The organism is Canibacter zhoujuaniae (genome assembly GCF_011752015.1).
Taxonomy (GTDB): Bacteria; Actinomycetota; Actinomycetes; order Actinomycetales; family Microbacteriaceae; genus Canibacter; species Canibacter zhoujuaniae.
The window spans coordinates 229955-243355 of sequence record NZ_JAAIKA010000002.1; the positions used below are offsets into that span (position 1 = coordinate 229955).

General features: G+C 55.8%; 16 protein-coding genes. 9 read left to right on the top strand and 7 right to left on the bottom strand.

What is annotated here, in order from left to right; genetic code table 11:
- The first annotated feature begins 1 nt into the window (after window position 1).
- A complete protein-coding gene (locus HCQ99_RS05675; RefSeq protein WP_166987194.1) occupies window positions 2–1030 on the top strand; it encodes a 6-phosphofructokinase in 1029 nt (342 codons plus the stop codon).
- On the opposite strand, the gene HCQ99_RS05680 is transcribed toward HCQ99_RS05675, so the two are convergent.
- Window positions 1027–1302 (bottom strand): glutaredoxin domain-containing protein, encoded by a 276-nt coding sequence (locus tag HCQ99_RS05680; protein WP_166987197.1) that lies wholly within the window; start codon window positions 1300–1302, stop codon window positions 1027–1029. The genes HCQ99_RS05675 and HCQ99_RS05680 overlap by 4 nt on opposite strands.
- A gap of 95 nt (window positions 1303–1397) precedes the next feature.
- On the opposite strand from HCQ99_RS05680, the gene HCQ99_RS05685 reads away from it, so the two are divergent.
- From HCQ99_RS05685 to ilvA, 3 genes are read left to right on the top strand one after another with little or no spacing between them, the layout of a single operon-like run.
- On the top strand, window positions 1398–2435 hold the full coding sequence (locus tag HCQ99_RS05685; RefSeq protein ID WP_166987199.1) for a zinc ribbon domain-containing protein: 1038 nt from the start codon (window positions 1398–1400) through the stop codon (window positions 2433–2435).
- A 5-nt stretch (window positions 2436–2440) separates the two neighbouring features.
- On the top strand, window positions 2441–3655 hold the full coding sequence (locus HCQ99_RS05690; RefSeq protein WP_166987201.1) for an AI-2E family transporter: 1215 nt from the start codon (window positions 2441–2443) through the stop codon (window positions 3653–3655).
- On the top strand, window positions 3655–4902 hold the full coding sequence (ilvA, locus tag HCQ99_RS05695) for a threonine ammonia-lyase (protein ID WP_166987661.1): 1248 nt from the start codon (window positions 3655–3657) through the stop codon (window positions 4900–4902). The genes HCQ99_RS05690 and ilvA overlap by 1 nt, the downstream gene beginning before the upstream one ends.
- Before the next feature lie 52 nt (window positions 4903–4954).
- Here the strand turns inward: ilvA and greA are convergent, their stop codons facing one another.
- Window positions 4955–5440, bottom strand: a complete 486-nt coding sequence (greA, locus tag HCQ99_RS05700) for a transcription elongation factor GreA (protein WP_166987204.1) — start codon at window positions 5438–5440, stop codon at window positions 4955–4957.
- A gap of 166 nt (window positions 5441–5606) precedes the next feature.
- Window positions 5607–6002 (bottom strand): DUF4307 domain-containing protein, encoded by a 396-nt coding sequence (locus tag HCQ99_RS05705; protein ID WP_166987207.1) that lies wholly within the window; start codon window positions 6000–6002, stop codon window positions 5607–5609.
- Window positions 6003–6038: 36 nt separating this feature from the next.
- On the opposite strand from HCQ99_RS05705, the gene mca reads away from it, so the two are divergent.
- Window positions 6039–6917 carry a mycothiol conjugate amidase Mca gene (gene mca, locus HCQ99_RS05710; RefSeq protein WP_243854802.1) on the top strand — a complete coding sequence of 293 codons (879 nt, stop codon included), beginning with the start codon at window positions 6039–6041 and terminating at the stop codon, window positions 6915–6917.
- Window positions 6918–6940: 23 nt separating this feature from the next.
- Window positions 6941–7198: a hypothetical protein gene (locus HCQ99_RS05715; RefSeq protein WP_166987210.1), complete on the top strand. Its 258-nt coding sequence runs from the start codon at window positions 6941–6943 to the stop codon at window positions 7196–7198.
- Here the strand turns inward: HCQ99_RS05715 and trhA are convergent.
- A complete protein-coding gene (gene trhA / locus HCQ99_RS05720) occupies window positions 7195–7941 on the bottom strand; it encodes a PAQR family membrane homeostasis protein TrhA (RefSeq protein ID WP_166987213.1) in 747 nt (248 codons plus the stop codon). The genes HCQ99_RS05715 and trhA overlap by 4 nt on opposite strands.
- A 108-nt stretch (window positions 7942–8049) precedes the next feature.
- On the opposite strand from trhA, the gene HCQ99_RS05725 reads away from it, so the two are divergent.
- Genes HCQ99_RS05725 through HCQ99_RS05735 form a run of 3 tightly spaced genes read left to right on the top strand, consistent with a single transcriptional unit; the run spans window position 8050 to window position 10880 of the window.
- Complete coding sequence (locus tag HCQ99_RS05725) at window positions 8050–8811, top strand: isoprenyl transferase (protein ID WP_166987216.1); 762 nt, start codon at window positions 8050–8052, stop codon at window positions 8809–8811.
- Window positions 8812–8814: 3 nt separating this feature from the next.
- Window positions 8815–9558, top strand: coding sequence for an SDR family NAD(P)-dependent oxidoreductase (locus HCQ99_RS05730; protein WP_166987219.1), 744 nt, complete (start codon window positions 8815–8817; stop codon window positions 9556–9558).
- 2 nt (window positions 9559–9560) lie between these two features.
- Window positions 9561–10880 carry an amidohydrolase gene (locus tag HCQ99_RS05735; protein WP_243854803.1) on the top strand — a complete coding sequence of 440 codons (1320 nt, stop codon included), beginning with the start codon at window positions 9561–9563 and terminating at the stop codon, window positions 10878–10880.
- 13 nt (window positions 10881–10893) lie between these two features.
- On the opposite strand, the gene HCQ99_RS05740 is transcribed toward HCQ99_RS05735, so the two are convergent.
- The 3 genes from HCQ99_RS05740 to HCQ99_RS05750 are packed head-to-tail and all read right to left on the bottom strand — an operon-like array spanning window position 10894 to window position 13401.
- Entirely contained in the window at window positions 10894–11358 is a 465-nt protein-coding gene (locus tag HCQ99_RS05740) for a cupin domain-containing protein (protein ID WP_166987225.1), read from the bottom strand.
- A complete protein-coding gene (locus HCQ99_RS05745) occupies window positions 11342–12256 on the bottom strand; it encodes an ABC transporter permease (protein ID WP_166987228.1) in 915 nt (304 codons plus the stop codon). The genes HCQ99_RS05740 and HCQ99_RS05745 overlap by 17 nt, the downstream gene beginning before the upstream one ends.
- Entirely contained in the window at window positions 12253–13401 is a 1149-nt protein-coding gene (locus HCQ99_RS05750) for an ABC transporter permease (RefSeq protein WP_166987231.1), read from the bottom strand. Before HCQ99_RS05750 ends, HCQ99_RS05745 begins: the two co-directional genes overlap by 4 nt.

The following is a 13401-nucleotide window of genomic DNA, read 5'->3' on the forward strand; positions in this document are numbered from 1 at the left end:
AATGCGAGTGGGTGTGCTTGTCTCCGGCGGAGACTGCCCGGGATTAAACGCGGCGGTGCGGGGCGCAGTGCTGCACGGGGTGGAAGTGTACGGTCACGACTACCTCGGCTATCGGGACGGCTGGCGTGGTGTGGCTAAGAATGATAGCTTCATCCTGAACCGCAACAGAGTGCGCGGTATTGCTCCTCTCGGCGGCACCATTTTAGGCACCAGTCGTTTCAGCCCATTCGGTGATGAGGGGCCCGGTATTGCAGGCCTAAAAGAGATTATGAAGCGGGATCAGCTCGATGGCTTTCTCACGATCGGCGGGAACGGCACGCAAACCGTCGCACAGATGCTGCACGAAGCGGGTATTAACGCAATTGGGCTACCAAAAACTATTGACAACGACCTTGAAGAAACCGACTATAGTTTCGGCTTTGACACTGCGGTGCATGTTGCGACTGAAGCGATTGACCGACTGCGCACTACAGGGCAGTCACATAAGCGCTGTATGGTGCTCGAAGTGATGGGGCGGGATGCTGGGTGGATCGCGCTACACGCTGGAATCGCAGCCGGCGCGCACGTGATTTTGCTGCCCGAGTTTGCTGAATCTCTCGATCAAATATCAGAATGGGTGCGGCATGTGCATGAGCGCGGCCGTGCGAGCCTGGTGGTTGTTGCTGAGGGGTTCAAATTCAAAGGTATGAGCGAGGGCGTCACCAAGGGCGGTGATGATGGTTTCGGGCGCGCACGTCTCGGCGGCATCGGTGAGGTGCTGGCGGACAAGATTGAAGAGCGCACAGGGATCGAAACGCGTGCAACAATTCTCGGCCATGTGCAGCGCGGTGGGGTGCCCACAGCATTTGATCGGGTGCTAGCAACGCGGGCGGGTGCAGCCGGAGCAGACGCTGTTGCGCGCGGTCAGTGGGGCACAATGGTGGCGCTTAGGGGCACCGACACCGCGCTTGTGCCGCTTAGCGCGGTTGCCGGAAAAACCAAGCAGGTGCCGCTTAACCGATACGACGAAGCACGACGAATGTTTGGTTAGTGCGCGGCCGCCACAAACTTTTGCACTTCAGGAAGCGAGGGGTTTGTGGCGGTGCGTCCGTCAGCGAAGAGCACAGTTGGAACCACTGCATTACCATCGTTCACCGATTTTACGAGCTCTTCAGTGCCAGCTGTTTCCTCGATATTGATTTCATTAATCTTAATATCGGTTGAAGCAAGCATCATCTTAAGACGCTTGCAGTATCCGCACCACTCTGTTGAGAACATGGTGATTTCACCCTCAGGGGGCAGGTAATCTTCAAACTTTGCCATTTCACACCTCATATATTTGGGACTGTCTTATAGTCAAGCACTGCGAGTACACTTATTATTCCAAGCGCGTTTTAAGCCTGCCTGAAAGGAAAGAAGTGAACGAAGCTGCGATGCAACAGCGGCCTGCAAAGTTTAACTCTGCCGGAGCAGGTTTTTTAGGTCTTTTCGTACTGGTTGCGTTGCTTGTCGTAGGCTATCTGTGGGCCGCAAAGACTGTCTATAATCCGGAGAGTATGGTGCGTGCGCACGCCGATGCGATTATTGCCGGCGATGCTGAAAAAATGACAGCTATCGCAGCCCCAACCGGTGGTGCAGCCGAGCTTTTTCGTGGTGATGCTCTGCGCAATGTAGAAGATCGCCCAACGGATTTCAAAATAGTTGCGGCCAGTCGCGATAATACTTCAGCTCACTACACGGTGGAATTTCACCAGGGTGATGCTGTTGGCACTGTTGAGTATGAGCTGAAACGCGGCGGCACTAAGGCGCTCTTTTTTGAGGACTGGCGAGCCGTTAACATAACCTACCCTGAGCTGAGCATTGCGGTGCCGAGCAGCACGCCACTGCTTAAAATAAACGGCGCTGTCATTGACTTTAGTGAGCAGATTCCTGAGGATGCTGTAATCGGGTCTGAAGTGCCGGTTAGTCTCAGCGCTATTCCTGGCGTTTATACTGTAACGCTTGGTGCCGAGAGCGAGTTTTTCACGGTGAGCGGTGAGCAAAAATACAGTCTTAGTGTTGCCGGTGAAAGCACACGGCTTGAGGGCGGTAGCCCGTTTAAGCTTGGGTTGACAGATGCTGGCAGGCAGGAGATCCAAGCTGTCACCAACCGCGAAATCGATGCCTGTGCAACGCAGCCGGTGCCAGCCCCAAATCAGTGCCCTATGCAAGCCTGGACTTATGAAGCATTTGAAAACGGTGCTTGGCAAATCATCGGTTACCCAACAGTTGTTGTGAATGAAGAGACGGGCGCTGTCACAAGCAACCCAGAAAATGGCGGTGCCGCGGGTAGCTCTGCGTTTAGCTACAATGTACCCGGCCAGAGTCTACGCAAAGAGGTGACAGCCGACATCATTGTGGCTGCGAAGTATCGTGTGCTGCCCGACCAGACGATCCGTGTGATTTTTGATAGGTAGATCAGATGAGTGAGAATCAGGATAAAACCCAGACGCCTGTAACGAAGCAGGCTGGGATCGAGACACAGAGTCCGGCGCAAGTGCCGCACGGAGTGCGCCTGGCAGCTTCCTGGTCTTGGCGACTTATAGTTATCGGTGTTGCGGTTGCTGCTCTGTTCTGGTTGCTCGTGCAGATTCGTGTCATTGTGGTGCCGCTGCTGGTAGCTATTTTGCTGGCTGCGCTGCTGCATCCGATAGTTTCTGGCGCTCAAAAAATTGGACTTCCGAAGGCGGTCGGTGTGATTGCCGCGCTGGCGAGTTTGGTCGCATCTGTGACGCTGCTTGTGTGGCTGAGCATTCGATACCTGCAGGGAGGTTTCGACACCCTTGTCGCAAAGGCTAACGCTGAGTGGCGGCATTTGATCGAGTGGGTTGATAGCTTGGGCTTTGAATTCGATACGAGCCACTTCAACTTCTCTTTTGATACCGTGCTTGAAACAGTGCGTGATAACAGCGCTCCGCTCTGGAACGGTGCTCTCGGAGTTGCAAGCTCCGCTGCCGCATTCGTGACGGGCATGCTGCTTGCAATCTTCTCTCTCATATTTTTACTAATTGATGGAAAACGCATCTGGTATTGGGTGCTCGGTTTCTTACCAGCGTCGGCGCATGCACCATTAGACGCTGCAGGTAACGCCGGGTGGCGCTCTGTCGGGCAGTATGTGCGTGTGCAGATTTTCGTCGCCTTCGTAGACGCAGTTGGTATTGCGCTGGGGGCTGCAATTCTTGGCGTGCCGTTTGTTGTGCCAATCGGTATCACAGTATTTCTAGGCAGCTTTATTCCATTCTTGGGCGCAATTATGACCGGCCTTTTCGCGGCCCTAATCGCGCTCATCTATCTCGGGCCTGTGCAGGCACTGATTATGGTGCTGATTGCTATTGCGGTGAATCAGATAGAGGGGCACATTTTGCAGCCGCTCGTTATGGGTAGCGCTGTGCGCGTGCACCCCCTGGGTGTTGTGCTCGCTGTGTCTATCGGAGCTTTGCTTGCGGGAATTCCGGGCGCTCTGTTCGCGGTGCCAATTGCGGCAGCGGCAAACTCAATCGTCAACACTCTGGTGCACAGCAACTGGCGAGAGCTCCCAGACCCTGTGGAGGCCTACCATCAGAGAAATAAGGCACGAGCAGACGCTAAGACACGATTAAAGCGTATCTCTCGGGCAGCTAGGGGTAAAGGAAACTAATTGTGACTGAACAGTTTGTGGTGCCAAAATTAGCCGATATTAGAGCTGTAGCTGACAAACTCGAAGGCGTCGTAAATCACACCCCGCTTGAAGGATCAACCTTCCTAACTGAACTATTAGGCGGCAAGCGCGTGCTGTTGAAGTGCGAAAATCTGCAGCGTACAGGAGCCTATAAACTGCGCGGCGCCTACAACCTGATTTCTGCCCTCGACCCCGCTGAACGCGCCGGCGGAGTGGTGGCAGCATCTGCCGGTAACCACGCACAGGGTGTGGCGTATGCGGCGCGTGAGCTCGGAATCAAAGCAACAATTTTTATGCCCTTGGGGGTTGCACTGCCAAAGCTGCAAGCAACAAAAAACTATGGCGCGGATGTGCAGCTGATTGGTGTCAACGTCGAGGAGTCTCTCACCGCGGCGAAACAGTTTGCGGCTGAAACCGGCGCTTATTTTGTTCCGCCCTTTGATCACCCCGACGTCATTAATGGGCAGGGCACTGTTGCGCTAGAAATGCTCGATATAGAGCCAGAGATCGACACTATTGTTGTGCCGATCGGCGGCGGTGGCCTGATTAGCGGTGTGGCTGTAGCAGCGAAGCTGTGGGCGGCTGAAAACGGGCGGCAAATGCGCATAATCGGGGTGCAGGCAGAAAACGCTGCCGCAATGCAGCCGTCGCTTAAAGCCGGAGAGCCTATTACAGTCGAAACAACGGCAACGATCGCTGACGGTATCGCGGTGGCGCGTCCGGGTAATTTAAATTTTCAGTGTGTGCGCGACTTCGTTGATGAGATTATTACGGTTAGTGATGATGACATCGCGCGGGCCATCGTGCTGATGCTCGAGCGGGCAAAGCTTGTTGTAGAGCCGGCTGGCGCAGCCGGTGTTGCGGCTATTATCGCGGGAAAAATTAAGAGCACAGGGGTTACCGCGACTGTGCTTTCCGGCGGCAATATCGACCCGCTGCTGCTGCAGCGCGTGATCGGCCACGGTCTTGCTGCTGCGTCACGCTATCTCAAACTGCGCATTTCGCTGCCGGATCGGCCGGGCCAGCTTGTGCGCACCGCGCAAATCGTTGCCGGCCAGTACGCGAATGTAGTTGAGGTGCTGCACACCAGGCACGCGACGGAGCTGCCAATAAGTGATGTCGAGCTCGAGTTGCACATCGAAACCCGCGGTAAAGATCACGGTGACCAGGTGGTTCGTGCGCTTGAAGAAGCCGGCTACCAGGTGCGTGTCGGCGAACGCTATTAAAAAAAGTAGGGGTCGTAAAAGCGTAAAGTTTTACGACCCCTAGCGAGTTTGCTTAACCGGCAAAGGTCTCGACGCTGGTGATTTTTACCGTTATCTGCTTGCCGTTTGGTGCCTCGTAGGAGGCTGACTGGCCAACCTTCAAGCCAATAATTGCCGCACCGAGCGGGCTTTCTGGGCTGTAAACATCCAGATCAGTGCCCTCACCGATTTCACGGCTGCCGAGCAGGAACTTTTCTTCATCGCCGAAAATTTCGGCTGTGATTACGGTTCCAACCTCAACAACACCGTGACTCTTAGGTGCCTCGGTTACAATTGCGTGCTTGAGCAGCTCTTCCAGATCCCGGATGCGAGCCTCCATTTTGCCCTGCTCATCTTTAGCGGCGTGATAGCCGCCGTTTTCTTTCAGGTCGCCCTCTTCACGCGCTGCTTCGATGCGAGCGGCAATCTCTTTACGGCCGGGGCCGCTGAGCTCTTCTAGCTCTGCTTGCAGGCGGTCGAACGCTGCCTGCGTCAGCCAGGTCTGCTGATTTTCAGTCATGTTTTATTCCTTATCCGTAGGGGTATCACAGGGGGACGTGACACCGGTTGTCACATCTGTGCTCTGCAAGACATAAACAAAACGCTCCGCGCGGTGCGCGGAGCAGCCCTTCTATTCTACCCGGTTATCGCATAAAAAGCATGGAAGGGGCAGAGAGCGCACCAGGCTATGCAACGATCCAGCAGCTGCTTGCGGTGATGGTGGTTGCCTCATTCACAGTTAAAAGAGTTTTTGTAAACACCCGCTCAGGCGATCCGGTAGCGGGCACATCAACAACCGCATAACCCATGGGCGCATAAGTTTTGCTGAGCGCCTCGATCGCACACTGCACCTCAGAATTGACGGGCGCGGTAACCCCGAAAGTTAGGGTTGCGCTGTCAGAGCCCTCAATCGTGTGGCTAATGTCACGCACGCTAATGCTGCTGGTGTTAGAAACAAAAAGCGCGTTCCAGACGAAAAACAAAACTAGTGCCCCAATGGCAGCTGCTAGTATCCAAGCTAACCGCCTGTCTGTGCGACTGCGTCGACCGGTTCCGTAGCGCTCATTCAGGTCAGTGGTCATAGACTTAATGGTACTAACAGTTCTTGAATATTGAGGATGTCAATCACAATGTCATTGCGGTTGCTTGCCGTGCACGCCCACCCAGACGATGAGTCAAGCAAGGGGGCTGCCACCTACGCCCACTATTTAAACCTTGGTTGCAAGGTGATGATCGTCAGCTGCACCGGTGGTGAGCGCGGCGATATTCTCAATGAGATAGTGCGGGCAAACCCGGAAGCAGAGCGCGACTTAGCGGGTCTTAGGCGTGCGGAAATGCGGCGTGCGCAAGAGATTATCGGCTTCGAGCACAGGTGGCTCGGCTTTCAAGACTCCGGCCTCCCAGAAGCAGGGGAGGCTCTGCCAGAGCTCTCATTTGCTGCGATCCGCAAAGAAACTGCCGCTGCACCCCTGATCAAGATAGTGCGTGAGTTTAAACCGCATGTCATGCTGACCTATAACGAAATTGGCGGCTACCCGCATCCCGACCACATTCGCTGCCACGAGATTAGTCGTATCGCCTGGGAAGAGTCAGGCAAAGCCGACTCCTACCCGGAGGCTGGAAAGCCGTGGGAAGTGAAAAAACTCTACTACGATGAGATCTTTAACGCCGATCGTATCGCCGCAATCAAGGCGCACATTGAGGCCAACGACCCAGACTCAGAACAGGTTAAGGAACTTACGAATATTTTCGAAATATTGCGTGAGAGAAAATCTGCGGCGACAGCAAAAATTAGTGTTGCAGACTATTTTGACCTCCGTGATGAAGCCTTACGCGCACACGCCAGCCAGGTGAGCCCAAACGATCGATTCTTTTTTATCGAAAATGAGCTGCAGCGAGCAGCCTGGCCGTTTGAAGACTACCGTTTAGCAGAGAGCCGCGTGCCAACAAGCGACAGCGAAGACGACCTTTTTGCGGGCATCGAAGGTAACGCTTAACAATACCTATCCAGGAGGAAAATATGCTAACCACCGCACTCTTAGTGCTTGAAGAAGCCGTCGAAACTGAACTCGATCCGAATATGGTGACCCCAGGGCCGCTTGGTTTTCTATTTATCGGGGTGCTCGCGCTTGCGGTGATCGGCCTGTCGTTTTCAGTGGTCGGCAAACTGCGCGCCATCTCGTATCGTGAGCAGGTGCGCGAAGAAATCGCCGCAGAGCTGAGTGAGCAGAATGCGAAGGGCGACGCGCAAACCGGCAAAACCGATAGCGCCAGCTAACGCAGATAGGCGGGATCTAGCATCGCCAGCAGCGCTGCCGTCCAGTGGCAGAAGAACGCGGTGACCGTCGCAGCGTGAAACAGCTCATGAAAACCGAAAAAGCGATTGTTGCGCAGCGGCCATTTAAAACCGTAAAACAGGGCGCCGACGGTGTAAAGTAACCCACCTACGGCCACCAGGATCATCGCCGGCGCATTCGCCTCAAACATCGGTTTAAAGAAGAGCACAGCCGCCCAACCCAGCACAATATAGAGCGCAACATACAGGCCGCGTGGCGCCTGCAGCCAAAAAACTCTAAACAAAATCCCGACTAACGCACCACCCCAGGTAAATGCGAGCAGCACCATCGCCTGCTCAAGTGGAAGCGTTCCCACCGCTACCGGGGTATATGTGCCGGCAATGAGTAAGAAAATATTTGCGTGATCTATGCGCCGTAGAATCTGTTTTACACGCGGTGACCAGTTGAAACGGTGGTAGATTGCGGAATGCCCAAAAAGTAGCAGCGAGCTGGCCAGATAGATCGCGCTCGCAGTTTTCGCAATCGGCCCGTGTGCCAGGCAGATTAAGACGATTCCTGCGGCGAGCGCCAGAGGTGCCGTGCCGGCGTGCAGCCAGCCGCGCAGCAGTGGTTTGGGGTCTGCGGGCTGCGCAGCAAGAGCCGCAGCTTTTTTTAGATTTTTGGCTGCCTTTTTTGCTGCTTTCTGAGTTGCCTTTTGGGCAGTTTCTACGCCACTCAAATTCATAGACTAACCTTAGCCGGCGGCGCGGCAGCACACTAGAATATAGGACACAGGCTCTAAATTCATTGCACCTTGCGGCTTTGTATTCGCACGAAGGGAACAATCTCCGCCATGATTGACGTTTTATACGGTCTTTATCGCTGGCGGCTGAGGCGACAGATAAATCAGGAGCAGATTCCAGATCACATTGCCGTGATTGTTGACGGTAATCGGCGCTGGGCGAAACTGCGGTTGGCGGAGGCGGCTGCGGTTGGCCACCGTGCCGGAGCGCGCAAGATTCCTGAGTTTCTGAGATGGTGTGATGACGCTGGGGTGCGCACGGTGACACTGTATCTGCTTTCGGCAGATAATTTGCACAGTCGGCACACCGCTGAGCTTAATGACTTGTTTAGCATTATTTCAAAGCTTGCCGCCGATCTTACGAAGCAGCGTGCTTGGCGCATTAAGCATGTTGGAGATGCAGAGATACTGCCTGCGGATCTTGCGGCCAGCCTGCGAGCGGCTGAAACGACTACCGCAGGGCGGAACGGCTTGCACATTAATCTTGCGGTGGGTTACGGAGGGCGCAGCGAAATAACTGCGGCGGTGCGTGCTGCGATCACAACACACAAGGCCGAGGGTGGCACGCTTGAAACCCTCTCAGAGTGGCTCACCCCGGAGCGGATCGGCGAGCATCTGTGGACCAGCGGCCAAACAGATCCCGACCTTGTGATCCGCACAAGTGGCGAGCAACGGTTAAGCGATTTTATGATTTGGCAGTCGGCCCATTCAGAGTTTTACTTTGTTGAGGCGCTATACCCGGATTTGCGTGAGGTTGATCTGCTGCGCGCCCTGCGCGACTACTCAAAACGGTCCAGAAGATACGGAGCATAAGTGATGCTGAACATTTCAGACCTTTCGAATCAGACGGTTTTGGTGACCGGCGCAAACGGCAATCTTGGGCGAGCTATCGCGAAGATGTTTGTCGACAGTGGGGCACGTGTGTTTGCGCACGCCCGCACTGAGGTTGGAGCGCGTGCGGTGGCTGAAGAGATCGGCGCGACACCGCTGTGGAGCGATTTGTCGGGGCAGGGTGCGTGCGCGGCACTGATCGCTGCGGTTTCTGCGCACGGGGTTCGGTTGACCGGTTTGATCAACTGTGCGGCGCTGCAGCCTGTTGTGCCGTTTAATGAGCTAGATGTAAAAACTTGGGAAGAGCTGTTTCACGTTAATGTCACAGTTGTGCATGAGCTCAGTCGCCGTGCAGCGGAGCGGATGTCGCAAGGGGCGTGGATCACCCACATCGCCTCTGTTGAAGCGCTTCGGCCAGCTATCGGTCACAGCTACTATGCGAGCGCGAAAGCCGCTGTTGTGATGCACGCGCAGGCGCTTGCGCTCGAGCTTGGCGCGCAGGGGGTGCGGGTGAACGCGGTCTCCCCAGGGTTGATTGAGCGCCCCGGAATAGCCGCAGAATGGTCGGAAGGGGTGAGCAGATGGGAGGCTAACGCGCCGCTTAAGCGTCTTGTGCAACCGCAGGAGGTGGCCGCAGCCTGCGTCATGCTCGCAAGCCCGTTTGCCGCCGCGATAACCGGCCATAATTTAGTGGTTGACGCAGGTATGACCGTAACACCCGGATGGTAGACATGACAACCGTTTTATACGCTGATGCTCTGGTAACTGCTGGCAAAACTGTGCTCGATGCTGAACTTCGCTTCGCTAACGGCCGCATCACTGCGGTGGGCGCGAAGGGCAGCCTTGGTGCTTTGCCGGCCGGCGCTAAGGTGCGAGACTTGAGGGGCCGCATATTGATACCCGGCCTGACGAACGGCCACACACACTCCGCTATGACACTGCTGCGGGGTGTCAGCGATGATCACGGTTTTATGCCGTGGCTTGCTGAGGTGCAGGCGCTCGAACAGCATCTCACTGAAGAGGATGTGCTCGCCGGTTTGCAATTGGCGATGCTGGAGATGATTGCCAGCGGCACAACAGCTTTTGCGGATATGTATGTCTGGAATTCACGTCTCATTCAGGCTGTGAGTGACGCGGGGATGCGAGTTGTTGCAGCTCCTGCGACTGTTGCGCCGGATGTCGTGATGTTTCCTGGTGTCACCGCTAGGGATGGCGCTGCTGAGCTTGCCCACACTGCCCAGCTTGCAGAGGAGTTTCACGGCGATCCGCTCATAAAAATAGCTTTTGGCCCGCATGCGCCATACTCTGTGCCGCGTGAGTTTTTTGTTGAGACTATCGCACACGCTAAAGAGAGCGGCCTGCCGATTCACACGCACATTTCTGAATCTCCGGCTGAGGTTGCGCAGATGCTTGACCGGGTTGGCAAAACCCCGGGTGACTACTTGCGCGATTTGGGTTTGCTGGATGCGAAAGTGCTTGCTGCGCACTGTGTGCACCTGACTGCGGGAGAGATCGGCGACTATGTGGCAGCCGGTGCTGCGCTTTCGCACAACCCGGTATCAAACCTAAAGCTTGGCAATGGGGTGGCTGATTTTCCCGAGTGGCTTGCAAGCGGAGCACAGGTGTCTTTAGGCACCGATTCTGTTGCCTCGAACAACAATCTCGACCTGTTTGAAGAAATGAAACTGGCCGCAATGCTGCACCGCGGTGTGCGGCATGATGCGGCAGCGGTTACTGCTGAATCAGTGTTTGAGGTGGCGACGAAGCGCGGTGCTAAAGCTATCGGGTTTGCAGGCTCTGGTGAGCTGGCTGTCGGGAAGTGCGCGGATATTGTTGCCCTTAATGTGACGGGGGTAAACGCGATCCCGCACGATAATCTGGTGTCGCATATTGTGTTTGCCGCAGGCGGCCATGATGTCACCGATGTGTGGGTTAACGGCCGTGCGCTCTACAAAGACGGCGAGCACCTCACGCTAGATGCGCAGAACATCAAACAGCGCGCCAGAGTGAGCGCCGCACGTATTCGCGCGGCTGCTGCTGAAAAAGCTTAAACCGACTGTTGGATTAGCGCGTTAGCTTGCGGATCAGCTGCGCATGCTGCGGGTAGGCAAGCGTTAGCATCGCGGCATCGCCGAGCGCAAACCCCTCCCAAGTAAACGGCGGAGACATCGTTGTGCCCACAAGACTCCAGGCGCCGAGCGGATGGGAGCCGTGTGTGGCACCAGCCGGAATAACAGCCTGCGGTAGCTCACCACCGATAATATTTGGGCCGAGACGGTGCACCGTGCTCTCACCGTCGGGCAGCAACACCAGTATTTCGAGGGGAGATCCGGCATACCAGTGATACACCTCTGTCTCTGTCAGTGAGTGCAGCGCGGAAAAGTCGCCCTCCTGCAGCAGATAGTAGATAGCGCTGGAGTGTGGGCTGCTGTGGGTGCGTTTAAAGTAACCACCCTCATGCGGCAGCGGCTCAAGGCTCAGCGTTTCGATAACCTGCTGTGCCGTGAGCTCACTAGGCAAGCTGAACATCCTTCTTGCGACGTAACCGTTTGGTCATCAAGAGCAGCGCTAACAGCGTCACAATATAGGGCATTGCGTCCGTGAGCTGCTGCGGCAAACCGATGCTCTGCAGCCGGAAACCGAAAGCGTCGGTAAACCCGAACAGCAGCGCAGCACCAAGCACCCCGATTGGGTGTGCGCGAGCTAGCATCACAGCGACTACTGCGATCCAGCCGCGACCGGCGCTCATGCCCTCAGTAAACTGCTGCACGTTTCCGATTGCAAGCTGCGCGCCTCCGAGCCCTGCGAGCGCACCCGAAGCCAACACAGTAAGCAGCTGATAGCGCTTAGGATTCACCCCGAGCGTGGCGGCAGCAAGTGGCCGCTCACCAACACCGCGCATCCTAAGCCCAAGCGGTGTGCGGAACAGCAGCAGCCATAAAGCGGGAGCTAACAGCAGTGCCAAATAGCCGAGCGGTGACAGGTTAAACAGCAGGCCGAGGTACGGGATATCGGCAAGGAAGGGGATGCGCCAGGTCGGGATTCCCGCAATTCCGGGGTCTTTAAAAACGCCCTGCACACCAAACACGGCATAAATTAGAAAGCTTGTGATGCCGACACCCAGAATGTTCATCGCAATAGCCAGCACAATTGGGTCACCGCCGCGATACACAGATCCGTAACCGAGAATTAACGAAAACAGCGCACCAGCCAGCGCCCCTGCGAGCACACCTAAAACCCAGCTGCCTGAGAAGTAGGAGCCGGCCACAGCGCCAAAAGCGCCGATCAAAATCATGCCCTCTAAACCGATGTTAAACACGCCCACGCGTTCGCAGAGCATGCCGCCGAGCGCGGCGAGCAGCACCGGAATCAGAGCGCGCAGCACCGACGCAAAAAGATCAGCGTCAATCAGTGTGAGTAGGTTCATGCCGTGACCTCCGCCCGCTTTTCAGAGCGTTGTTTTCGCTTTGGAATCGCGACCTTAAACGCGATGAGAATGATAACCAGCGCTTGAATGATCGCGCTAATCTGTGGGGAGAGGCCGAGCTCGCGGCCCATAGCGGCAGCACCCACGATAATTGCGGCGAAAAACAGACCTGAAATAGCTGTGCCGAGCGGACGATATGCGGCCAGCAGTGTTACCAGCAGTGCGGTCCAGGCGTAGCCGGTGGTGACCACGTGCCCCTCGAGCATTCGCGTGTTTGGTGCGCCGAGCACCAGCATCACACCAGCAAGGCCCGCGATACCGCCTGAGAGCAGCATTGTTTTAGTGGTGAGGCGGCTAGGTTGCACGCCAGCGTAGCGAGTGAATTCAGCATTTTGGCCGGCCAAACCGGATTCAAAGCCGTAGCGGGTGCGCGAGTTTAAGAAGATTATGCCGGCTAACAGTGCAATGACGAGCACAAGGCCCCAGTTCACATTGGTTAGGAAGGCGGTTAGATAAGACTGGCCACCGTAGGTGGCGGCGAGCTCCTTCGCCTGATCCGAACCGCGCACAACAAACGTCTGAAGCAGCCTATCCGGTGCAATTTGCGCGCTTGCAGAAAGATCGGTTGTGGGATCGTCGAGTTTGAAACGAATCAGCCACGAAGAATAAAAACGGGCTGGGTAGTTCAACAGCAGTGTTGAAATAAGAATCGGAACGTTGAGGACATTTTGTAAAAATGCTGCAAGATATCCCCAAGCAGCGCCCGTGATGATTGCGGTAGCAAGGGATGCGAGCAAAACCAGAAAACCCGGGCCGGGCATGTAGAGCGCGACGAGACCTCCCGTCAGAGCACCAAGCACAGCCTGACCTTCTGTGCCGAGGTTTAGCACACCCGCACGAAATGCAACAGCGATTGCGAGGGCGAAGCAGATGATTGTTGTGGCGCGGGCGATGGTGTTTGCCAGCCCCAGGCCGGTGCCCAGCGCACCCTCTAACATCGCGCGATATCCGTCTATCGGGTTGGCTCCGGTCAGTAAGAGCAGCACCGCCCCCACGGCGAACGCACTCAATATTGAGAGCAGGATAGAGCTGGTGAGCGCTTTCTTGACGCCACTTCCGAGCTTTCCCAGTTGGTCGTTTGACAT